Genomic DNA, 24,280 nt, shown 5'->3' with positions numbered 1-24,280 from the left:
CACTTGGTGCTCATTGGGTTTATGAAGAAGAACAGATTCAAAATCTACCAATAAACTGGGAAACACTCAACAAAGCTCAGTCAATGTGGCATAAAGGTAAAGCAAAAGGTGACTTTACTCACTATGGAGATCAGGCACTTTATCTTTTAGAGTATATGTCCCAAAACAAAGAGTTTGATAAAAATGACTATTATCAATTTTGGAGTGAGAAGATGTCTAACTATGATGGTTACGTAGATGGAGCTACACGCAGTGCTTTAGTTAAGATTGGTTCAGAGTCAAATGACCTTAGCATCTGTGGACATATAGCACCTTTACTTATAGACGCAGATACAAAAGACACATTTCTCAAAAGAGCTAAAGAGTTCACAGAGATAACTCACAACTCTAAACTAGCCATAAACTCAACTGCATTTTTTGCAGAACTACTGTGGGACTCAAAAGAGAATCAAGATATCAAAAAAAACATAGAGCTGCTAAAAAGTAAATATCCTGACTTGTCAACTTGGATAGATGCAGGAGTAAACAGCAAAGATGCTGATACATTCACTACTATTAGAGAGTTTGGTCCTGCTTGTGGAATTGACGGCGGTTTTGCCGGAGTTATTCATCTTTTATCATTAAAAGATGATTTTAAAACGATTATGCAAAAAAATGCAAAAGCAGGTGGAGACTCTTCTGCAAGAGGTATGGTTGTCGCTATGATTTTAGCAACACAAGATGACTTTGAACTTCCAGATGAATGGATGAAAGATATCAACACAATAGAAGATATGAAAAATTATCTATCCTTGGTATAATACTCTAATAATTTTTCAAGGAATAACTATGTTTAAAAAAATCATTATAGGCTTGTTGGTTACTCTTTTTCTTACAGCATCTTGCCATGGAAAAGATGCAGATGCATATGATATATATGAATGGATGGAATCACTTGAGGGAGAGTGGGTTCTCTCACCCGCCGATAAGCAGACTGGTACTAACTCATATAAACATAAAGCTGTCTTACCGATGGTCGGTACAAACAAAACTGGGATATCTTTTAAATCTATTGGTAAAAAAAGTACTATACAAGAAGACCTGCTTCCAGACTCTCCAAAACAGATGGTGACGATGTATCACTGTAAAGATATAGAGTGTGAGCAGATTAAAGCAACTCACTACTGTGTAAAACAAAATCAACCGGAGTTTATAGCAAATTTTAAAAAGAGTACTCCAACCAGAATCGAATTTGACTGCGATATGACTACTGAAATATGCCAGTCTGATGAAGATCATGTTCATACTATTATTCATGAAATTACAAACAACGGTAAGCATCTAAAGACTTCATACCTAAGCTGGGAAAATAAAAAGCCTAAAAGCAACAGCTCAATATATCACTTTGATCGGAAATAAGTTTTCTGTATGCTCAGATGCTGACGTTGATTAATCGTTAAGAAGTCTCTCTTCTTTTCTGTTTTGTTTAAAGTATAGACAGTGTTTAAACATTTTGTTTAACTTGTCTTTACTACAGTAAAAGTCCATTTTTATATCTACGATGAAGTTAGATGACTCAAAACATGGTTCAACTAGGAGTACAGTTAAGATATCTTTGTACTTCTTTGTAATCTTACTAATAAACCTAGTATCAAAAGCACCGGCTACATTTGTTGTAATAATTACATTAAACATTTCAGAGTCTATCATTTTACGCGCAGTAGCTTCATCTTCAGCTATTCTTACACTATAAAATACATCGTTAAAGTAGTTAATATGATCATCAAAATAAGACTTTTTTCCTATTAATAACAAGTTGTTATTTTGTAAAATATAGTCAATCTCTTTCATTGTCTTACCTTTTTAAAAAAATTCCATCTCACCCTCTTGGACTTCATGAGGTGCAAACATCGTAATAATTTGTCTGATGCTAAGTGTTGTAGGTTCATGTATGTGGTGTGTATTTTTCATTGCAATGCTTTCAACACTAAACCTTTGAACATAACTATCCATATCTCTTACAACTGCATCAAAGAGTTTGAGTAGGTCTTCATTGTAGTTTTTAAGAACTTCCATAAAAAGAGCCGTATTTTCTATGATTGATTTGGAAAGTTCTTTCATACTAATTGCAAGTTCATCTAAATAAGGAGAGTAACGCAGTAAAACCGAAGAAGTTTTATCTAAACTATTAGCTACTAATGAAAGCTCATCTGGATTTGAGTTGATAGAAGCAAGTGATATGTGTTCAGATATTTCACTCAAAAACTCAATAATGTCATCAGCATCATCAGTGCGAAATATCACTTTTTCCTCTCCATCATCATGTTCTTGCGCAAAATATTCTTCTAAATCAACTTCACTAAGTGAAGACGTTAAAAGCTCTTTTGGCGAACATTTTTGACTTATTCCGTGAGATATTTCTATGTATTCTTTTATAACTCCGGAAAAATTCATATCAAAAAGATCGATAGTTTCTTTAAATAGTATCTCAGAATAATATATATCATTTTCTATAAGTACATCTACAACCGTATTTCTCATACCTGAACATATATAGTAAATCTCATCTAAAGTAATGCCATGTTTTGAAAAAAACTTTAGCATTACAATTATCACAGGACAACATCCAGCTTCCTGTTTAGCACGTAAAACATCGATAAAATAGTCTAATACTCTGGAACCAAAGTGCTTAATAAAGAAATCTATACTAATAGTATGATTGTTTAAAACTTCTTGAACACGCTTTTGTTCTCTCCATTTATTGAGTATTTTTGAATGCTCTGTTGTTAGCAAGTCAGCTATTACATCACTTTGAGCACTATCTAGTTGTATACATTTTATCTTACTCATAAAACCTGCTTATATTATTTTATTACCTTATAATTATCCTTAAAAGTTGTCTCAAAAAAGTCTCGTCATTTATTTGTACTATTCCATTAATACACTATCAGTTTATTTTTAGTCAGCATGTCTTATAATATTTATAATTGCAAGGAGATAAATGAATGCATTAAACTTGAAAATATTAAAAAATTTAAATGTTCTTTACATAGAAGATGATCCCATAGTCGCGGAACAGACAATGGTTCTTTTGAGCCATTATTTTAAAAATGTATTTCATAGTTTCAATGCCGAAGATGCACTCAAGATATTTAACTCAGAACATGTGCATATTCTCATAACAGACATAGAGCTACCGGGTATGAGTGGTTTAGAGTTATGTCAACAAATCCGAAAAATAAACTACCGTATTCCTATATTTATAACCTCTATACATAACGATAAAGAGATGCTAATGAAGGCCATAAAATTAAACTTGGTCGATTATCTTGTAAAACCCGTAAGTACCACAAGCATCACTGAAACACTAATCGAGAGCTTAAGGCATCTAGATAGAAAAGGTGAGTTCTTAGTCAAAATCAGCAAAGACGTAAACTACTACCCTTTATCTAATGAACTAATTTCTTACGGAAAGACAATATCTCTAAGTCTAAGTGAAGTAAAACTTCTAGATCTTCTAATCATGCATAAAAACAAGGTTGTATATAAAACTACAATCGAGCATACACTAAATCCGGATGAGCCGATTTCTGACTCAGCATTTAGAAATATACTATATAGAATGCGTAAAAAAGTTGGAAAAGACTCTATTGTTTCTGTCTCTCGTGTAGGTCTTAAGTTGTTAATAGAATAATCATATGAATAAAATTTTGCTCATTGTACTTTTTTTACTAAGTTTAAGTGCTCACTCTTTTGCTGATGCAGTACAAATAAAACTGACAAATGAAGAGACTCAATGGCTTAAACAAAACCCAAATATCAAGCTTGGTGCCGTTTCAAATATGCCGCCTTTTTCTATGAAAGGAGCTGATGGAAATCATACTGGCATCTTAGTAGAATTATTTTCGCATATTAACCGGGCTATTGGTCAAGAAATCAAGTTTGAAATATTGGAATCAGATCAATCAGTACACAAACACACTAAAAAGCAAGGGAACTATGGTCACAGTTCAGTTTTAAAAACTCCAAAAAATCAAACTCAATATCTTCTTACAAAACCCTATATGAATACGCCTTACTACGTATTTACTATGAAAAAAAATCTATATACTATAAAAAATGAAAATGATTTGATAGGGAAAAGAGTTGCTCTTTTGGGTAGTAGCCGAGTTGGAGATTACTTTTTAAACAAGATAGGCGGTATAGAAAAAATAATAGTCAATACTCCTTTAGAACAGATGCAAAAAGTACTTTCAGGAGAAGCTGATGCGATGATTGGAAATGGAACTTATCCATATTTAATTGAGAAATATCTAATGGTAGATCTTAAACCTGCTTTCATTGCAGAATCCAATATCGGTGTACACATTGGTATAAACCCAGAGCACCAAGAACTTCATAGCATTTTAAATAAAACTATACAGACTATAAGTGAGAAGCAGATTACCGCTATTACTGTCAAATGGATGAACTTATCTAATGTTACAAAGGCAAAAATTGATTTAACTCAAGAAGAACAGATCTGGTTGAAAAAACATCAAGTGATAAAGATAGTGGCTGATTCAGAGAAAACACCTGTAGAGTTTAGAGATAAAGCAGGAGTATTTCAAGGTATCTCTATTGACTACCTCAAGCATCTGGAATCTTTATTAGGTATCAACTTCAATATTACAAATAAGTCTTCCTGGGATAAAAATATAGAAGCATTAAAAGATAAACACATATCAATGATTTCATCTGCAGAAGCTACAAAGGAGATAAATGATGTTGCAATCTTCACTCAGCCTTATCTTTCTATGCCTATAAATATTTTTGCACGTTATGACAAGCCGTATATACCTAAGTTAGCTAATCTAAAAGGTAAAGTAGTTGCTGTTGAAAATGGCTATGCACTTTCTAAATGGTTAAAGCGTGATTATCCACAAATAAAACAAGTAACTGTTTCATCATCACAAGCACTTAAGATGCTTCTAAATGATGAAGTAGACGCCTTTATAGGTAATATTGTAACTACTACTTACCATATAATGAATCTTCACATCACTACTGTAAACATAGTTGGTGAGACTCCATATACATACAACAGGTATATGGCTGTACGTAACGACTGGCCCATCTTTGCCAAAATCCTTCAAAAAGCCTTAGACTCTATAGAACAACCTGAAAAAGATGCTATATATAATCGCTGGATGACAATTCACTATGAGCATGGAACGAACTATATGGTTCTATTCAAATATCTCGCTTTTGCACTACTAATCATTATCTTGATTATTTTATGGAATCTCAGTCTAAAACGTAAAGTTGATAAGCGTACACTGCAACTGGCACAAAATGAGGAGTATTACCGTTCTTTGTTTGACAACTCCCTATATGCTATTGCTGTAAGTGGAGCAGACTTTAGATTTACTCGTGTCAATAAAGAGTTTTGTAACTTGCTGGAGTATGATGAAAGTGAAATAGTAAATAAGCTGACGATTATTGATGTTACATACCCGGATGATCTATCTAACTCAAAAAATATGATTGATAAATCTATTAGTGGTATTACTACAAAATATCAAATAGAAAAACGTTACGTTAGCAAATCAGGTAAGGTGGTGGATGCCCTAAGTTTTATACATGCAATTTATAATGAAAATGGAAAATATCTCGGTGAGACTGCTTCCATTTTGGATATTAGTGAGAGAAAACATTTTGAGAAAGAAGTACTTCGCCATAAAACACGCTTAGTTGAGTTGGTTGCTCAACGTACAGATGAGTTATCTAAAGCAAATAAGTTCCTTGCAAAAGCAAAAGAGTATGCTGAATCTGCCAACCAATCTAAAAGTATATTTATCTCTAACATGAGTCACGAAATCAGGACACCTATGAATGCCATACTTGGATTTTCTAAACTACTTTCAAACACAGACTTAAATGACAAACAAAGAGATTATCTCTCAAGAGTTAAAAAGGCAACCAATTCACTGCTTTCACTTCTTGAAGACATACTTGATCTTTCTAAAATCGAGGTAGGAAAGTTAACTATTGAGAATGTATCATTTGAGCCAATTGAAACAGTAAGAGAGACTATAGAACTGCTTGAGTTAAAAGCGAAAGAAAAAGGTCTATTATTGGAGTATGAGATTGACGAAAATCTTCCAAAATATCTCTTTGGAGATCCAAATCGTATCAAACAGATTTTGATCAACCTTGTAAATAATGCTATTAAGTTTACACAAAATGGATCTATCTATGTAAGTGTTTTTGCAACAAACAAGAACCCTCAAAATTGCCATGTAGAGTTTGTTGTCTCAGATACAGGAATAGGAATAAAAAAAGAAGATATAGTAGACCTATTTAATCACTTTACACAAGTAGATAACAGCACAACAAAGAGAGAAGACGGTACAGGATTAGGCCTTGCCATATGTAAGGAACTTGTTGAGATAATGGGTGGTAAAATAGATGTACAGAGTGAGTATGGCGAAGGAAGTACCTTCTCTTTTGAATTGACATTTGATATCTCTAATGTAAAAGTAGATTCTAAAACATCTCTACAAAACACTAAGCCTCACTTCAAAAACATAAAGACATTACTGGTCGAAGATAATGATGACAATCTAGAAGTAGCAACTGAACTACTTAAGCATTTAGGTCTCGAAGTAAGCACAGCTCATAATGGAGAGATAGCACTTCTTATGATCAGAAACAATGATTATGACATTGTTTTTATGGATATTCAGATGCCTGTTATGGATGGGCTAACAGCTACAAAAATACTTAGAAATGAAGGACATACAGACTTACCTATCGTAGCAGTAAGTGCTTACGCCTCAGAAGAAGAGCATAGACGCAGTCTGGATGCAGGTCTCAACACTCATATTAACAAGCCTTTTAAACTCGAAGATATTCAGGCTGTTTTACTGGAATATTTTCCGGACAGACTCGTTAATAAAGCTTTATCAGCTAAGAAAACAGAGTCTATATGGTTAGCTGAACTAGAATCTATTCAAGGTCTTGAGTTTACTAAAGACCTTTATTCTTACTGGCTAAATAAAGAGAGCTTTTTAACAGCACTAAAACATTTTCTAGACAATATTTCAAAAGATAGAGATGAGATTTACACTTATTATGAGGAAGAGAATTTTATTAAAGTTTTACAATTATTACATACCTTAAAAGGACGTTTAAACCTTTTTGGTGCTAAAAAACTTTTTTTTATTATAGAAAATTTGGAATATTCGATAGAAAAGAAAAATAAAACCCTTACTTCAAAAATATTTTATGAATTTAACTCTGTAATTGATGAGCTAAAATAAGACTTTACCTATTTTTAACCACAAAAAAGATATAATCCGAAAATTATAAAGAAATAAGCATATTATATTCTTAGCACCAAAGGATAACCATGAGAATTCGTAAACGCGCCCTAACATTTGAAGATGTACTGTTAGTACCACAATATTCAGAAGTATTACCAAAAGAAGTATCTTTAGAGAGTAAATTAACTCGTAATATTTCACTTAAAATTCCTATGGTTTCTGCTGCTATGGACACTGTAACCGAGTACAGAGCTGCTATCGCTATGGCTAGACTTGGCGGTATCGGTATCATTCATAAAAATATGGATATCGAGACTCAAGCTAAGCAAATCACTAAAGTTAAAAAGAGCGAAAGCGGAATCATCATAGATCCTATCTATGTTCATCCAGATGCAACACTTGCAGAAGCAGATGCACTTATGGCAGAGTATAAGATATCAGGAGTTCCGGTTATCGACGGTCACAATAAACTTCTTGGTATTCTTACAAATCGTGATATGAGATTTGAGAAAGACATGAAAAAACTTGCAAAAGACACTATGACTAAAATGCCTCTTATCACTGCAACAAAAGGAATTTCTCTTGATGATGCAGCGGACATCATGCATAAAAACAAGATAGAAAAACTTCCAATCATTGATGAAAATGGTTTCTTAAAAGGTCTAGTTACTATTAAAGATATCAAAAAACGTATCGAATACCCTAACTCAAATAAAGATGCATTTGGCAGATTAATTGTTGGTGGAGCTATCGGTGTTGGTCAACTTGACCGTGCAAAAGCTCTTGTAGATGCTGGATGTGATGTTTTAGTTCTTGACTCTGCTCACGGTCATTCAAAAGGTATTTTAGATACTGTTAAAAAGATTAAAGAGACTATGGAAGTTGATGTTATTGCCGGTAACATCGCTACTGCTGAAGCTGTTGAAGCACTTATCGAAGCTGGTGCAGATGGCGTAAAAATCGGTATCGGGCCTGGTTCAATCTGCACTACTCGTATCGTTGCGGGTGTTGGTGTACCTCAGATCTCTGCTATAGCTGAGTGTGCTGAAGCTGCAAAAAAACATGGTGTTCCTGTTATCGCTGATGGTGGTATTAAATACTCTGGAGATATTGCTAAAGCTTTAGCTGTTGGTGCTTCATGTATTATGGCTGGTTCATTATTAGCAGGTACTGAAGAGTCTCCTGGTGAAACTATCATGTTCCAAGGTCGTCAATACAAATCGTACCGCGGTATGGGTAGTATCGGTGCTATGCAAACAGGTTCAACTGACAGATATTTCCAAGAAGGAACTGCAGCTGACAAGCTAGTTCCAGAAGGGATTGAAGGTCGCGTTCCTTTTAGAGGCAGTATTGCCGGAATCGTTCATCAGATGATGGGTGGACTTCGTTCTTCTATGGGTTACTGTGGAAGTAAAAGTATCGAAGTTTTCTGGGAAAAAGCTGAGTTTGTTGAGATTACAAGTGCTGGACTTAAAGAGTCTCATGTTCACGATGTTATCATCACTCAAGAAGCGCCTAATTATCATGTGTAACATAAAGATGAGCAAAAGCCCATCTTTATTACGCTAGCCGCTAAGGCACTAAAGCTTACCTCTTTCGAGGTAAAGTTCTCCCAAGGAAGAAACTGATGAATGAAGTAAGACACGCAGGATTTTGGATTCGCTTTGTTGCTTCATTCTTAGATACTCTCTTTCTAGCTCTGCCGGTGGCTATAGTCATCTACTTTCTAAGTGATGGCAACTGGTTTGACTTTTCACAATATCAACAAAATTTACAAATGGCTATGAGTGGAAATGCTAAAGCTTTAACATCTCAACCTCAGATGTCAATGAAGTGGGAACTCCTTTTTGAGTTTGCAGTTTTAATCGTGACTATGGTTTTTTGGAGACGTTGGAGAGGAGCTACTCCCGGTAAGAAGTTTGTTCATATCAAGATAGTAGATGCAAATACTCACAAAGACATAGACAATAAACAGGCCATAACTCGCTCTATTGGCTATATTGTTTCTACTTTAGCTCTTCTTATAGGTTTTTTAATGGTAGCTTTTAGAGAAGATAAAAGAGGCCTTCATGACCTCCTAGCTGGAACTGTAGTTATTTACGATGAAGAAGCCGTTAAGCCTCTTTTAGATATCTGAGATATCAAATATATCCTCATCTTCTTGCTCAGCCAAAAATATATTTAGCTTAGTATCTTCATGCATGATATGATCTATCAAAGCGCGCTTTGACACTATTCTCATTTTTGACTTAATAATATTTAGTTTTGCAGGTGTAGAAATTATCTGTGCAAGACTTTCTACAATCTCTTGATGTAGTTTTTTATGCTCTTCAAGTTCAGGAAATTCTATCATAGACATATACTCTTCTTCATCACGAAAATGAGTCTGCATATAGTCACTAAACTCGTATAAAATAGTTCTCAATTCTTCTTTATTACTATTTGAATCTTCTAGTTCAAATAGTCTGTTTACTAACTCAAATAGTTTTTCATGCTGAGCATCGATATTCTCGATTCCTAGCTTATATCTATCATCCCAAGGCACTTTTTGACTAGATGACATTTATCAAGCTCCATAATTATAATTTATTTACACTGCATTTTATCATAAGCCCTTTTTATATCTGCTGTTAATTATCAATTTTTATTTATTTTCTCTTCACAAACTGAATGGGTATTTAATATTACTTTAGATATTATTTTAAGAAATTATTATTATTACATCTGCGTAAGTTATTGTGAAAAGGAGAACTATGAAAGCCGAGTATTTACCAAAGAGAGAGGGTCTTTATGATCCGGAGTTTGAACATGATGCTTGTGGTGTAGGTTTTGTTGCTCATCTTAAAGGAGAAGCTTCTCATAATATTGTAGCCAAGGGAATTGAACTTCTTATAAACCTTGAACATCGTGGTGCTGTAGGAGCTGAGAAAAACTCAGGTGACGGCGCCGGGATCCTTACTCAGATGCCAGACAAATTTTTACGCAGAGTTTTAAAAGAAGATGGTATAGACCTGCCGGAGTTTGGTCACTACGGTGTTGGTGTTGTATTTTTACCAAAAGACCCCCAAGCATATGCAGAGTGTAAGACTATCGTTGAAAACTGTATCGAAGAACTTGGACAAGAGTTTATCGGTTGGAGAAGAGTTCCAACTGTGAATGAATCACTTGGATATACAGTAAAAAACGTTGAACCTTATGTACATCAAGTTATTGTAAAAAGAAACCCTGAACTTGAAGATGCAGAGGCTTTTGAACGTAAACTTTTTGTAATCCGTAAATATACGCAGTCAAAAGTAACTGCTTCACCAATAAACGGTACCGGATATTTTTATATGCCTTCGATGTCACACAAGACTATCTCTTACAAGGGTCAGCTTATAACGGAGCAACTTCCTTTATACTTTCCAGACTTGAGTGAGCCTGATTATGAGTCGGCTATTGCCTTAGTTCATAGTCGTTTCTCTACAAATACTTTCCCTTCATGGCCACTTGCACAGCCATTTAGATACATAGCACACAATGGTGAGATAAATACTCTTCGCGGAAATATAAACTGGATGAGAGCAAGACAATCTATGCTCAAATCAAAACTTTTCTCTGAGGAAGAGCTAGAGATGATCTATCCTTACCTCATCAACGAAGCTAAGGGTTCTGACTCTTCAGTTCTTGACAATGTAGTAGAACTTCTGACTCTTGGTGGTCGACCACTTGCTCACGTTATGATGATGATGATTCCAGAAGCTTGGAAAGATGCTGAGATGGATGAGCAACGTAGAGCATTCTATGAGTACCACGCAACATTCATGGAGCCTTGGGATGGTCCTGCTTCTGTTGCTTTTACTGATGGAAAAATAGTTGGTGCAACTCTTGACAGAAACGGTCTTCGCCCTTCACGCTATTTTCTTACAAAAGACAACATCCTAGTTATGGCATCTGAGCAAGGTGCCCTAGAGTTTCCAACTGAGGATATAGTTCTAAAAGGTAGACTGCAACCTGGTAAGATGTTCTTGGCAGATTTAGAGCAAGGTCGTATTATAAGCGATGATGAGATAAAAGCAAATATCTCAGGTGTTCATAAATATTGTGATTGGATAAAAAAACAAAAGATAAACCTCGATGACTTAAAACTTAACAACGAAGTAAAACAGCCAAACCACGAGACTGTACTTCAACGTCAAAAGTGTTTTGGATATACACAAGAGGACTTAAAAGTAATCCTTACACCGATGGCAAATACAGCTTATGAGGCAACCGGTTCTATGGGTAACGATGCAGCACTATCTGTTCTCTCAAATGCATCTATAAATCTTTACAACTACTTTCACCAGCTTTTCGCTCAAGTAACAAACCCTCCAATCGACCCAATTCGTGAAGAGTCGGTAATGTCACTTATCTCTTACATAGGACCACAAGGAAATCTTTTTCAGGAAGTGGATGAAGACCGTAAATTTATTAAACTGAACTCTCCTATTTTAACTAACGAGCAGTTTGAAAAACTTAGCGGAGTTAATGAGTTTAACTTTCGTGCGAAGAAGATAAGCATACTTTTTGACTCTACTAAAAAAGGGTCTATGCAAGAAGCTCTTGACTCAGTTATAAAACAAGCTAGTGATGCGGTAAAAGAAGGCTTTGAAGTAATCATCCTCTCAACTAGAGGTATTTCTATAAACCAAGCTGCTATCCCTACGCTTTTAGCTACCAGTGCTGTTCACCATCATCTTATTGAAGAAGGCGTCAGAACAAACTGTGGTCTCGTCGTAGAGACTGGTGAAGCAAGAGCAATCCACCACTTTGCAACTCTTATCGGTTATGGTGCTAATGCTATCAACCCTTACCTGGCATTTGAGTCTATTGAAGATATGCGTTCACGTAAGCTTATAGATGAGAACATCACTCACGAACAAGCTATACAAAACTACATCACAGCTATCGGGAAAGGTATCTTCAAAGTTATGTCAAAGATGGGTATCTCAACTATACGTTCATACACTGGTGCTCAGATATTTGAGGCTGTCGGACTTTCTCAAAATCTGGTAGACAACTACTTCAAAGGGACACCTACTCGTCTTGAAGGTATAGACATAGAGACTATAGAAGAAGAGACTCTTCTTTGTCACACTATCGCTTATCCTCGTGAGATTATCGAAGCAAATGACCTGCCCGTTGGCGGTCACTATGCATATCGTCAACGCGGAGAAAATCACCTCTTTACACCTGAGACTGTCTTCTTACTTCAAAACTCGACTAAGACTAACAGTTACGAGACTTACAAGCAATATGCTAAGCTTATCAACGAACCTCAAGAGGCTTATGTAACTCTGCGTTCACTTCTTGACTTTAAGAAACTAGATCCTATCGACATAAACGAAGTAGAGTCAGTTGATTCTATCATCACTCGTTTTGCAACCGGAGCTATGAGTTACGGTTCTATCTCAGAAGAAGCTCACACTACACTAGCTATTGCTATGAACTCTATCGGAGCAAAGAGTAATACCGGTGAGGGAGGAGAAGATGCTTCTAGATTTGGTACGAACAAAAACTCTAAGATAAAACAAGTTGCATCTGGACGTTTTGGTGTAACTGCAAACTATCTTGTAAACTCTGAAGAGATTCAAATAAAACTGGCACAAGGTGCAAAACCGGGTGAAGGTGGTCAACTTCCAGGACATAAAGTAGATGAGATTATCGGTCGTACTCGTCACTCGACTCCGGGTGTTGGACTTATATCTCCACCACCACACCATGATATCTACTCTATCGAAGATCTCAAACAGTTGATACATGACCTTAAAAATGCAAATACTAAAGCTCGTATAAATACTAAACTTGTTTCAGAAGTGGGTGTTGGTACTATTGCCGCGGGTGTTGCAAAAGCCCACTCTGATGTTGTTCTTATTTCTGGTTTTGACGGTGGTACCGGAGCATCTCCACAGACTTCTATCAAACACGCAGGTCTTCCTTGGGAACTTGGTCTTGCTGAGACTCACCAGACTCTGGTTAAAAATGGTCTTCGATCTCGCATTGTTGTTCAGACAGACGGTCAACTTCGTACTGGTCGTGATATCGCTATTGCAACTTTGCTTGGTGCTGAAGAGTGGGGAATCGCTACTGCTGCTTTAGTTGTTGAAGGCTGTGTGATGATGCGTAAGTGTCATCTAAACACTTGTCCAGTTGGAATCGCAACTCAAGACAAAGACCTGCGTGCTAAGTACACAGGTAAACCTGAGCACATAGTTAACTATGTTAAGTTTATGGCCGAGGAACTTCGTGAAGTTATGGCTGAACTTGGCTTTAGAACTATCAACGAGATGGTTGGTCGTACTGATAAACTAAAAGCTCGTGAGGGTGTTACTCACTGGAAAGCTAAACATCTACAACTTGATAAACTACTTCACAGAGTTCATCTAAGAAGTGATGATACATCTTACCAAACTACTGTGCAAGATCATGGTCTAGACATTGCACTTGACAACCGCCTTATAGACTTGGCAAGAGGTGCTATTGCAGATGCTACTCCTATAAAAGAAGAGATAATACTTCGTAATATTAACCGTACAGTTGGAACTATGCTCTCAGCAGAAGTTACTCGTAAGTATGGAGAAGCCGGTCTGCCAGATGACACTATCCACTTTAAAGCTAAGGGAAGTGGCGGTCAGAGTTTTGGTGCGTTCGTAACAAGCGGTATTACTTTTGAGATAGAGGGAGATGCAAATGACTACTTCGGTAAAGGTCTTTGTGGTGGTAAACTAATCCTCTACCCTCCTCACAATGCTACTTATGAAGCAAATGAAAACGTAATCCTTGGAAATGTATCTTTCTATGGTGCTACAAGCGGAGAGTCATATATCTATGGTCTAGCAGGTGAGCGTTTTGCGGTTCGTAACTCTGGAGCAAATGTTGTAGTCGGTGCTATCGGCGATCATGGTTGTGAGTATATGACTGGTGGACGAGTAGTTATCCTTGGTGAGATAGGTAAAAACTTTGCAGCCGGTATGAGTGGCGGTATCGCTTATATCTATGACAAAGACAAAAACCTTTCTCAGCGTATAAACAAAGGTAGCGTTGACCTTGACAAGATTGAGACAGATGCAGATGAAGCAGAAGTAAAAGGTATGATAGAAGACTATGTTAAATACACTGGTTCTAAAGAAGCTACAGAGCTACTAAACAACTGGGAAAGTGCTAAAGCTGACTTCATCAAAGTTATGCCGGTTGATTACAAAAGAGTCTTGAAAGAACAAGCTTTAAAAAAGGAGGAGGTGTAAGATGGGAAAAGTAACAGGATTTAAAGAGTACAAACGTCAAAACTTTTCACTTCTTCCAGTTGAAGAACGCATCAAGCACAACAACGAGTTTGTAACTCCTCCAAGTAAACCGGAACTAGAGACTCAAGCGGCTAGATGCATGGACTGTGGTATTCCATTTTGTCATAGTAACTACGGTTGTCCGGTTGGTAACCTCATCCCTCAGTTTAACGACCAGATATATAAAGGCGAATGGGAGAGTGCATTTCGCACACTTATGAGTACAAACAACTTCCCTGAGTTCACTGGTCGTGTTTGTCCTGCAACTTGTGAGACTGCATGTGTACTTGGTATGAACGACGATGCTGTCAGCATCAAGGGTATTGAGTATTCTATTATCGAGAAAGCTTACGCTGAGGGCTGGATGAAACCTCAGATGCCAAAAGTATGTACAGGTAAAACTGTGGCAGTTGTTGGTTCTGGTCCTGCTGGTCTAAGTGTGGCAAATCAGCTTAACAAAGCTGGACATAGTGTAACTGTATACGAGAGAGATAAGCGTATCGGCGGACTTGTTCGTTATGGTATCCCTAACTTCAAACTTGACAAAAAAAATGTTGTTCAACGTCGTGTAGATATCATGGCAGAAGAAGGCGTAGAGTTTATCACTGAGGCTCATATCGGTGTTGATATCTCTCTAAAATCTCTGCAAGAAAAGTACGATGCAGTAGTTCTTTGTGGTGGTGCTTCTCTTCCAAGAGACTTGCCAATAGAAAACAGAGATGCTAACAACATCCACTTCGCTATGGAGTTTCTGTCTCAGTGTAACTCTCGCATCGAAGGTGAAGAGATTCCAAAAGAAAAAGAGATACTAGCAACTGGTAAACATGTTGTAGTTATCGGTGGCGGTGATACCGGTAGTGACTGTGTTGGAAACTCTGTTCGTCAAGGCGCTGAGTCTATCATACAGATAGAGCTAATGTCAAAAGCTCCACTAGAGCGTACAGATGCGATGCCATGGCCACTATACCCGAGAGTCTTCAAACTATCAACTTCACAAGAAGAGGGTTGTACTCTAGACTATGACATCCTCTCAAAATCATTCATCAAAGATGATGCAGGAAATGTAACTGGCATCAACTGTGTAAAAATTGAGTGGGGGGACAAAGGCTTCAATGAGATAGAAGGAAGTGACTTCATACTTAAAGCTGACGTCATCTTCTTAGCTATGGGTTTCTTAGGGCCTGAGCAGACTGGTATGATAGAAGAGCTTTCACTTGATACTGACCCAAGAAGCAACATAGCAACAAACAACTACGCAACTTCAGAAGAGGGCATCTTCAGTGCAGGTGATATGCGTAGAGGTCAATCACTCGTAGTATGGGCTATCCACGAAGGACGTGAGTGTGCCATCGCTGTAGATGAGTTCCTATCTAAAAAACCAACTCTACTTAACGCTAGAAGTAAATCTCTTTACGAGAAGCGTTAATATAACTTTTAAAAGTGAGGCTTTAGCCTTGCTTTAACTCTATTTTTCTCTCCCAATCACCTTGTGTAGCGACATCATATACAGTCCAACCCTGCTCTCTTAAAACCTTTGCACTTACTCTACTTCGACTGCCTGTTCTACAATAGACAACAATCTCTTTATCTTTTGGAAGTTTTATATTGCCTTTCATAATAGCCTCAATAGGCAAGTTTATAGCTCCATCAATATGCTTTTGTCTAAATTCATCAGGTGTTCTCACATCTACAATAAGAGCACCATTTTTGACAGCTTCTCTAGCTTCAATCAACACTTCATCAGTTACGTTTGAGCAAGCAGTAAATAGACCTAGAGTCAATAACAATATAAATATACATATAATTTTTTTCAAATGAAACCCTGTTTTTTTTAAGAATTATAGTAGAATAATTCAAATAATCAATGTTTAAACCTTGTCTTTTCACAAATAATATATACATTTAACTTAAGGGACATTTTGTCCAAATAACTACTGATTTCTATATAAAAGGACATTAATAATTTAAGAATACTAATAAAATAAATGTAATATATTAATAAATACGACAATCCGTCATAAAATCAGCCATATTTTCAATTTAAAGGGGACATATTAAATGTACCTTTAATAATAATATTAGTAGGTATATGTGTTATACTGTTCCTTGAATAAATAGTTAGATACACAGGAGATATATTGAGTAATAAAATTGCAAATTCGGTCATAGGTTCAGTTTCATCTGTCATTTCTAAGTATTATTATAGCCATTCCAAAATAGACACTTTATTTATGGAAGCAGGTGCTCCCGGTAATACACCAGAAGGAAATCTAGAAGTTAAATGTAAAGTTTGGTTACAACGCAGTAATGAAGATACCGTAATTGACTCTTTTGAAGTTTTAGGAGCTGTCCTACAAGATTTTATGGACCATGATTTACAACCTCATAATTCTGAAGAAGTCAAAATGGGACGTGACCGTATAGTTATAGCTTTAGAAAAAAATCAACTATCCTATCAAACAAATGGCTATATCACATTAATTGGTGCTAGTTCAATAACAAAAACATTAGAAGACTATTTGAAAGCTGGTGATTTTGGATCAATAGAAAAAGAGTTTCAGCGAACTATTGAACATATAAATACTGATCCTCATGCTTCAGTAACAGCATCTTGTTCCATAATAGAATCTCTTTGTAAAGTATATATAGAAAGTTTTAATGAAATAGATATGCCAAGTAAGCAAAGTGTTGGTCCTTTATGGAAAACTGTTCAACAACACATGGGATTAAATGCTAATCGTCTTTTAGGTGATGACCAACGAAAAATGTTACATGGACTATCATCTATTGTTGATAGTATAGGTGCGTTTAGAACACATATAGGTTCAGCACATGGTAGAGGATTAGAACCTCCAAAAATTGCAGTATCTGAAGCAAGGTTAGCTGTTAATTCTGCTCACACATTAGTTGTTTTCATTATGGAAAGATGGCATGAAAACTAACTCATATCTAACAAGTACTTGGAGGGAAATACGAAGCCAAAGCGCGGCTTCGTATTTCTCAAGATAGTCGTTAGCTTACAAAAGGAATTAGATATATGACACAAAATTATCAGCAAAATAATGTCCAAGTTATATTTGTAAACATGAATATAACTATAACTAATATAACAAAAGATAAAATTGATGAATTAAATAAATGCTTCAAAATGTTAGATAAAAATTTAGAGCATAACTTATTTAATGATAACAAAGAAATTGGAAAAATTGTCATTGAAATTATTTCAATAATGGAAATGATTTTTGATGATTCTAGTTCTGAAAAATGGAAAATTGAAACTTATAATAATCCATTTAAACAAGCTATAGAAAGTGGTTTATTCTTTCTGGAATATATAAATAATAAACTTTTAAAACAAAAATTAATCGATATAAAAATATACAATGAATTCGATAATTTTATAATGAATAATATTGAAAGTCTTATTCATAATAAAGAACAATTCTTATTTGAATTATATATTTACAAATGGTTAAAAAAAGAAAATTATATAAATTCAAATCCATCTTTTTCAAGATATAATGAAGATAACAACAATAATTCTGAAAATGAAGAATTAACAAATTTTTATAATAAATATCATAGAAAAATTTTAGACTGGATTATTAAAAATAAAAATAATCTACAAGAAAATCCATTAAGTAATGAAAAAAATAAAATCTATTATAATTTACTAAATAGTTATAAGCAAATAAGTAAATAAAGGATTAAATTGTGATGCAGAAAGTAATTATTGATACTAATATATATTATTCTTTAATTGGAATATCAGAAAATACAAAAGTTAATAAAGATTCATTTTTAAATTTTGAAAAATATATCACATCAGCAACTTTAATTGAATGTATTATTAAGTATAAAAATGATTTAGCCACATTAAAGAAAATAATACAGCCATTAATGGAAAATAAGTATAAATTAATTTCAATTGGTTATGTGCCAATTGAGAATGAACAATTAAATCAAATTTATTTAGCTGACAATATTGATGAGATAAACATAACTATCAATAAAATATTAGAATTAAAAATACTAAAAGAAAGTGAATTTGCGAGATGGTTTATTTATATAATTATGCCAATTGCTTTCGATATTTTAAGCGAGAAAGAAAATTATAAATTTGATGATGAAACAAAAATGAAAGATTTTCAAAAATACATATATTCATTATTTAGCGGAAATATTGAATATATTTTAGATAAGTTTATAAATAAACTGCAAGATGGTTATGCAAATAACGATCCTCAACAGAGTTTTTCAAATGAATTTTATAATACAATGTATATGTTGTTTTTTACATATCTAAGTAACTATTATCAAATTAAAGAATTTGATAATAGTTTAAAACCAGCAGAGCTAGGGAATAAAGTTAGAGAATGTATTGAAAAAGATAAATTTTATAAATTGGTTAAAAGAGATAACGAAAATAATAAAAACCCATTTAGTTTTTTTGCAAAAAAGAAATATAAAGAAAAATTCATTAAGACTTTAGAATTACTAATTATAGAATTAACTGATAATTTTTATGATAAAAAACTAACGGAACCAGCTATAAAATTTATTGAAAATAAAATATATAAGATATTCACTTCTGAATCAAAGCTATTTAAAAATGATATCTTTGATTTATTGATTACACTATCATTAGAACCTAACAAATATAAATTAGTTTCTTTGGATAAAAAGTATATAGCCCTCATTAAAGAAATTGATAAAGGAAGTATTGAATTAATTGAACAGTTGGGTTTAAAAAGCTAACAAAACAGAGTAGCCAATAAATTACCTAGCGGAAATTTATTGGCTATCTTCAACCGTTATCCGCTCACTGCGTGACCGGATAACGGGGGCGCGGGTTGAACACCCACTGGTCATCTGTCGCACAGCGCCAGATAACAAGCGGGAGGAGCAAGCAACCATTGGAAAACCTAAAAGGTTCACCAACGGCAGTTACTCACCCGCGCCCCCGTTATGTATGAAATAAGACAAGGATTAATATGAAGAAAACATTAGCATTTTTAATATTTTTATCAATATCTATAATATTTTTAGAGTTTTATTTTTATTGCTTGATTCCTAATAACCTTTTAATGCCTCTAGTTGGAACTAATGCAATTGTTGTGACATTAATTTTGGCATATATTTCTTATACTCAATGGCAAAAAAATAGACTTGAAAATGAAGTCTTGAAAGAACAGTTGAAATTAGTAATAGAATTTTTAAATTACATGAGAGACAATCCAAATCATACTACACTCATTAGTAGTAATCAGGATGATAAAGTTATGCTAAGTGGCTTTGTCCCTTTCTCAATAATTGATTTTACTGAGCTTTCTGCACTTGAAGAAAATAAGATTATCACTCAACAATTAAAATGGAATATATATGCAAGAGAGTGGTTTAATGAAGTTGATAACAATATTATCAAAAGTCCATTATTCCCAAAAAAAATATTTAAAGTATTAAACAAACTAAATACATCAAAGTATTTTTTTGAGTCTGGAGACTTGGGTAAAAAATGGTTTACTGAACAAATTATCATTGAACCAGAAAATCAACTATTATTGATGAAAAAAATGGAAGATAAAACTTCTGGAAAAGCTTCTTGGCCACTTGTATTTCCATATAAAGATGGATACCTTAAAATAAAAGATGTAATAGAGATATATAATGAATTTAATGTAGAATTAGAAAATTGGTTTATAGAAAATCATATTAATATTGATTTAAATATTAATACATAACAAAACCTAGGAGAGAAATAGTTTACCCTAACGGGCAAAACTATTTCTCAAGACAATCGTTAGAAGAACAAGGAGCTAATTTGAAAAAAATTATATTAACACTAACATTTATAAGTTCATTACTTTATAGTAATAATTTATCTTATGAAAATGATGAAGAAAAAAAATATACATGTGATGATAGAAAACATTGCTCAGAGATGACATCGTGCGAAGAAGCAATTTATTTTATTAACAATTGTCCAGATACAAAAATGGATGGTGATAATGATGGGAAACCATGTGAAAGAGATTGTGGACACTAGTAGATACACCTCAGTGAATGAATCTCCACTTTTCATCATATTAAATCCCAATGATATATTACATATTTTTATATTAAGCAATTTTCGATAAAATTACTCCAATATTTTAAACCACTTCATTGGAGACATAATGGATTTACAGACAAAAGCACTACACGCAGGTTATGAAAAGGACTCTCAGGGGACTATGGCTGTTCCTATTTATCAAACAACAGCTTATGAGTTTCGTGATGTTGAACATGCTGCAAATCTGTTTGCTCTTAAAGAGTTAGGAAACATCTACACTCGTCTTAACAACCCTACTACAGATGTATTTGAGAAACGTTTTGCAGAGCTTGAAGGCGGTGCTGCGGCAATCGCTACTTCAAGCGGTATGAGTGCTATCTTTTTTGCTATTGTTAATGCTGCTGAGGCTGGAGACAACATCGTATGTGCTAAACAGCTTTACGGCGGGTCTTTAACTCAGACTGCTCACACACTAAAGAGATTTGGCATCGAAGCTAGATTTTTTGATGTTCATCAGCCAGAGCAGATAGAAGCACTTGTAGATGCTAAGACTAAAGTTATCTTTTTTGAGTCTTTAACAAACCCTAGCATCGATGTAGCTGATATTTCAGCTATCACTGCTATTGCAAACAAACACGGCATCTTAAGTGTTGTAGACAACACAGTTGCTACTCCTGTTTTATGTCGTCCTTTTGAGTTTGGTGCTGACATCTCTGTTCACAGTGCATCTAAGTACACAACCGGTCAAGGTCTTGCTATCGGCGGTATCATGGTTGAGAGAAACGGTTTGGTTGACAAACTAAAAGGCAACGACAGGTATGCTCACTTTAATGAGCCAGATGCTTCTTACCATGGTCTTGTTTATACTGATATTCCACTTCCTCCATACAGCCTTAGAGCAAGACTTTCACTTCTTCGTGATCTAGGTGCGGTATCTTCTCCGTTTAACTCTTGGTTATTTATCCAAGGTATGGAGCATCTATCTCTTCGTATGCGTGAACACTCTAAAAATGCACTTGCACTTGCAGAGTTTTTAGAGTCGCATCCAAAGGTAAAAAAAGTAAACTACCCTGGACTAAAAAGCAACTCAAACTATGAAATGGCTCAAAAGTATTTTGAAGATGGACAGTGTTCAGGTCTTCTTAGTTTTGAAGTTGACTCTTTTGAAGTTGCTACAAAGATAGTAGATGCAACAGAGCTTTACTCTCTAGTTGTAAATATCGGTGATTCAAAATCAATCATCACTCACCCTGCATCTACAACTCACCAGCAACTAACTCCTGATGAGCTTATCGCATGTGGTGTTCCATCTGGTCTTATCCGCATCTCTTGCGGACTAGAGTCTATAAAAGATCTCATTGCAGATATAGAACAAGCTTTAGAAGCTTAGCTTCAACCTCAAAAGGGCAAAATAATATGCCCTTTTCACTCCACTAAAATTAGTATTAAGTCATTTTCGCTAAAATATCATAATTATTTTATGGAGAGCTATAAGTTGCCCTTAAACCTGCAAACACATACTGAACACTTTACTAATCCTCTCTACCTTGAGAGCGGTCGTATTTTAGAGCCTTACGACATCACTTATGAGACATATGGTGAGCTTAATGATGACAAAAGCAATGTAATTGTAGTTTGTCATGCGCTTACTGGTTCACACCACTGTGCAGGTGTTTATGAAGGTGAGACTAAACATGGTTGGTGGGATGGATTTATAGGTCCAGGCAAAGCTATCGATACTGACAAATATTTTGTAATCTGTTCAAACGTCATAGGAAGTTGTTTTGGTTCAACCGGTCCTATGAGTATGCAACACCATCACAACGACTACTATCGCTATAAGTTTCCTGTTGTAACTATCAAAGATATGGTGAAAGCTCAACGCATACTTTTTGATAGACTAAATATTCATAGAGTTCATGCTATTGTCGGTGGTTCTATGGGTGGGATGCAAGCTCTGCAGTTTGCTATCCACTATCCAAATTTTGCAGATAAAATAATCTCCATGGCGGCGACTCATGCAACTCAGCCTTGGGCTATTGCTTTTAACAAGGTTGCTCAAGAATCAATCCTGAAAGACCCTGATTTTAAGCAAGGTTATTATGATCCTGAGATTATAACGGAGCAAGGCTTATCTGGTATGGCAGTTGGTCGTATGGCTGGTCATATAAGCTTTTTATCTCATGAGTCAATGGTAAGTAAATTTGGCAGAGAGTACAAAAGAACAGACGGTCTTTACGAGCTTTTTGGAAAATTCCAAGTTGAGTCGTACCTAGAATACAACGGTTACAACTTTACAAAATGGTTTGATCCTTTAGCTTATCTGTACATCACAAAAGCAATCAATATCTTTGATCTTTCTCGTGACTTTGATTCACTAGCAGAGGCTCTAAAAAAGATAACAGCAAAACTACATCTCATAAGCTTTAGAGATGACATGCTCTTTAAAAACATAGAAATGAAAAAAATAGCCGATACTCTTAGCGAAATTGGTAATGAAAATTATAACTACATAGACATAGACAGCGATTATGGGCATGATGCCTTCTTAGTTGAGCTTGACAAATTTGAAGATTATGTAAAGGAAGCACTAGATGAGTAAGACACAGGATTTTGAAACAAAACTTGAAAATGCAAAAAAGATTTTAGAGACTCTTATGAATCCTGAAATCACACTGCAAAACAGTGTAAAGGCCTATGAAAAAGGCATGAGTGAACTATCACAAGCTCAGAAAATACTTGAAGATGCAGTAATCAAGATCAAAGAGATAAAAAACAACTAGGACTACAGATGAGAGCAGCAGTACTACAACTTAGCGCGCAGGGAATGAGTAGTACAAAACTCTATAACTACATAAGAATCGCACATAACAAAGGTGTAAAACTTCTTCTTCTTGGTGAATATATACTAAACCCTTTTTTCAAAGAACTAGAAACTCTCTCTGTCGCTATGATAAAAGAGCAAGCCCAACATCAAAGCAAGGTTTTAAGAGAACTCTCTTCCACATATAACATGACAATAATTGCTCCGCTAGTCATAGTTAAAAAACAAAAAGTTTACAAGACAGTAGCAAAATTCGCACCCTCTTCCACCGCTTACTATCAACAACAACTTCTTATAAACTACTCTCACTGGAATGAAGAGAAATTCTTTGCAAATGAGACAAAAGCAATAGAGTCACCACTTGTATTTAAAATAGACGGTTTCAAGTTTGCCATCATGAGTGGTTTTGAGCTACATTTTGATGAAGTATTTGCACAACTATCAACTAAAAGTATAGACTGTGTTTTACTTCCAAGTGTCTCTACTTTTGACTCTTACGAAAGATGGAAAAGTCTTATACTTTCTCGTGCTTTTGTACATAACTGCTATATTTTAAGAGCTAACCGCATAGGTGATTATGCTGACAAAGATTTCGACTGGAAATTTTATGGAGACTCACTGCTGGCTTCGCCAAACGGGGAGCTGTTGGAACATCTTGGAAACAAAGAAGAACTAATGATAGTAGATATGAGTCACACTGACGTGATTAGCTCAAGACGCTCTTGGGGCTTTAAAGAGATGATTAATAAGCGAACGTAAAATTAAGATATAACTTCTTATGATATAATAATTACTAAGGATAACTACTCCACTT

General features: G+C 35.0%; 21 protein-coding genes. 17 read left to right on the top strand and 4 right to left on the bottom strand.

The features are described 5' to 3' along the window. Together ABZC13_RS02295 and ABZC13_RS02290 are read left to right on the top strand one after the other, a co-directional pair. On the top strand, nt 1-800 hold an 800-nt coding region (locus tag ABZC13_RS02295; RefSeq protein WP_372999423.1), incomplete at its 5' end, for an ADP-ribosylglycohydrolase family protein. A 28-nt stretch (nt 801-828) separates the two neighbouring features. Next, nucleotides 829-1,398, top strand: a complete 570-nt coding sequence (locus ABZC13_RS02290; protein WP_372999420.1) for a hypothetical protein — start codon at nt 829-831, stop codon at nt 1,396-1,398. Between the two features lie 30 nt (nt 1,399-1,428). Here the strand turns inward: ABZC13_RS02290 and ABZC13_RS02285 are convergent, their stop codons facing one another. After that, nucleotides 1,429-1,830 carry a hypothetical protein gene (locus tag ABZC13_RS02285; RefSeq protein ID WP_372999417.1) on the bottom strand — a complete coding sequence of 134 codons (402 nt, stop codon included), beginning with the start codon at nt 1,828-1,830 and terminating at the stop codon, nt 1,429-1,431. A 12-nt stretch (nt 1,831-1,842) separates the two neighbouring features. Further along, complete coding sequence (locus ABZC13_RS02280; RefSeq protein ID WP_372999415.1) at nt 1,843-2,829, bottom strand: hypothetical protein; 987 nt, start codon at nt 2,827-2,829, stop codon at nt 1,843-1,845. 151 nt (nt 2,830-2,980) lie between these two features. Here ABZC13_RS02280 and ABZC13_RS02275 point away from each other — a divergent pair, with 151 nt between their 5' ends. From ABZC13_RS02275 to ABZC13_RS02260, 4 genes are all read left to right on the top strand, one after another. Then, nucleotides 2,981-3,673: a response regulator transcription factor gene (locus ABZC13_RS02275; protein ID WP_372999412.1), complete on the top strand. Its 693-nt coding sequence runs from the start codon at nt 2,981-2,983 to the stop codon at nt 3,671-3,673. 4 nt (nt 3,674-3,677) lie between these two features. Next, a complete protein-coding gene (locus ABZC13_RS02270; RefSeq protein WP_372999409.1) occupies nt 3,678-7,283 on the top strand; it encodes a transporter substrate-binding domain-containing protein in 3,606 nt (1,201 codons plus the stop codon). An 89-nt stretch (nt 7,284-7,372) separates the two neighbouring features. Further along, nucleotides 7,373-8,818 carry an IMP dehydrogenase gene (gene guaB / locus ABZC13_RS02265; protein ID WP_372999406.1) on the top strand — a complete coding sequence of 482 codons (1,446 nt, stop codon included), beginning with the start codon at nt 7,373-7,375 and terminating at the stop codon, nt 8,816-8,818. 95 nt (nt 8,819-8,913) lie between these two features. Beyond that, nucleotides 8,914-9,423: an RDD family protein gene (locus ABZC13_RS02260; RefSeq protein WP_372999403.1), complete on the top strand. Its 510-nt coding sequence runs from the start codon at nt 8,914-8,916 to the stop codon at nt 9,421-9,423. Here ABZC13_RS02260 and ABZC13_RS02255 read toward each other — a convergent pair. After that, on the bottom strand, nt 9,412-9,849 hold the full coding sequence (locus tag ABZC13_RS02255) for a bacteriohemerythrin (RefSeq protein ID WP_372999400.1): 438 nt from the start codon (nt 9,847-9,849) through the stop codon (nt 9,412-9,414). The genes ABZC13_RS02260 and ABZC13_RS02255 overlap by 12 nt on opposite strands. 190 nt (nt 9,850-10,039) lie before the next feature. On the opposite strand from ABZC13_RS02255, the gene gltB reads away from it, so the two are divergent. Both gltB and ABZC13_RS02245 read left to right on the top strand, forming a co-directional pair. Beyond that, entirely contained in the window at nt 10,040-14,551 is a 4,512-nt protein-coding gene (gltB, locus tag ABZC13_RS02250; RefSeq protein WP_372999397.1) for a glutamate synthase large subunit, read from the top strand. Between the two features lies 1 nt (nt 14,552). After that, entirely contained in the window at nt 14,553-16,016 is a 1,464-nt protein-coding gene (locus ABZC13_RS02245) for a glutamate synthase subunit beta (protein WP_372999394.1), read from the top strand. A 22-nt stretch (nt 16,017-16,038) separates the two neighbouring features. Here ABZC13_RS02245 and ABZC13_RS02240 read toward each other — a convergent pair whose 3' ends face one another. After that, nucleotides 16,039-16,404, bottom strand: coding sequence for a rhodanese-like domain-containing protein (locus ABZC13_RS02240; protein WP_372999391.1), 366 nt, complete (start codon nt 16,402-16,404; stop codon nt 16,039-16,041). Between the two features lie 417 nt (nt 16,405-16,821). Here ABZC13_RS02240 and ABZC13_RS02235 point away from each other — a divergent pair, with 417 nt between their 5' ends. From ABZC13_RS02235 to ABZC13_RS02195, 9 genes are all read left to right on the top strand, one after another. Continuing rightward, on the top strand, nt 16,822-17,532 hold the full coding sequence (locus tag ABZC13_RS02235) for an abortive infection family protein (RefSeq protein WP_372999388.1): 711 nt from the start codon (nt 16,822-16,824) through the stop codon (nt 17,530-17,532). A gap of 95 nt (nt 17,533-17,627) precedes the next feature. Continuing rightward, nucleotides 17,628-18,293, top strand: coding sequence for a hypothetical protein (locus ABZC13_RS02230; RefSeq protein ID WP_372999385.1), 666 nt, complete (start codon nt 17,628-17,630; stop codon nt 18,291-18,293). A gap of 14 nt (nt 18,294-18,307) precedes the next feature. After that, a complete protein-coding gene (locus ABZC13_RS02225; RefSeq protein ID WP_372999382.1) occupies nt 18,308-19,348 on the top strand; it encodes a hypothetical protein in 1,041 nt (346 codons plus the stop codon). Between the two features lie 236 nt (nt 19,349-19,584). Next, on the top strand, nt 19,585-20,331 hold the full coding sequence (locus ABZC13_RS02220) for a hypothetical protein (RefSeq protein ID WP_372999379.1): 747 nt from the start codon (nt 19,585-19,587) through the stop codon (nt 20,329-20,331). Between the two features lie 80 nt (nt 20,332-20,411). Next, the gene (locus ABZC13_RS02215; protein ID WP_372999376.1) at nt 20,412-20,636 is read left to right on the top strand and encodes an excalibur calcium-binding domain-containing protein; all 225 of its coding nucleotides are present in this window, start codon (nt 20,412-20,414) and stop codon (nt 20,634-20,636) included. A gap of 130 nt (nt 20,637-20,766) precedes the next feature. Further along, nucleotides 20,767-22,032, top strand: coding sequence for an O-acetylhomoserine aminocarboxypropyltransferase/cysteine synthase family protein (locus ABZC13_RS02210; protein ID WP_372999373.1), 1,266 nt, complete (start codon nt 20,767-20,769; stop codon nt 22,030-22,032). A gap of 105 nt (nt 22,033-22,137) precedes the next feature. Further along, nucleotides 22,138-23,244 (top strand): homoserine O-acetyltransferase, encoded by a 1,107-nt coding sequence (locus ABZC13_RS02205; protein WP_372999370.1) that lies wholly within the window; start codon nt 22,138-22,140, stop codon nt 23,242-23,244. Next, the gene (gene xseB / locus ABZC13_RS02200; RefSeq protein ID WP_372999367.1) at nt 23,237-23,425 is read left to right on the top strand and encodes an exodeoxyribonuclease VII small subunit; all 189 of its coding nucleotides are present in this window, start codon (nt 23,237-23,239) and stop codon (nt 23,423-23,425) included. Before ABZC13_RS02205 ends, xseB begins: the two co-directional genes overlap by 8 nt. Before the next feature lie 8 nt (nt 23,426-23,433). Further along, nucleotides 23,434-24,225, top strand: coding sequence for a carbon-nitrogen hydrolase family protein (locus ABZC13_RS02195; protein ID WP_372999364.1), 792 nt, complete (start codon nt 23,434-23,436; stop codon nt 24,223-24,225). Nucleotides 24,226-24,280 lie beyond the last annotated feature (55 nt).

The organism is Sulfurimonas sp., assembly GCF_041563035.1.
GTDB lineage: Bacteria > Campylobacterota > Campylobacteria > Campylobacterales > Sulfurimonadaceae > Sulfurimonas.
Note: the sequence above shows the minus strand (reverse complement) of the source record. Positions and strands in the feature narration are given on the sequence as shown.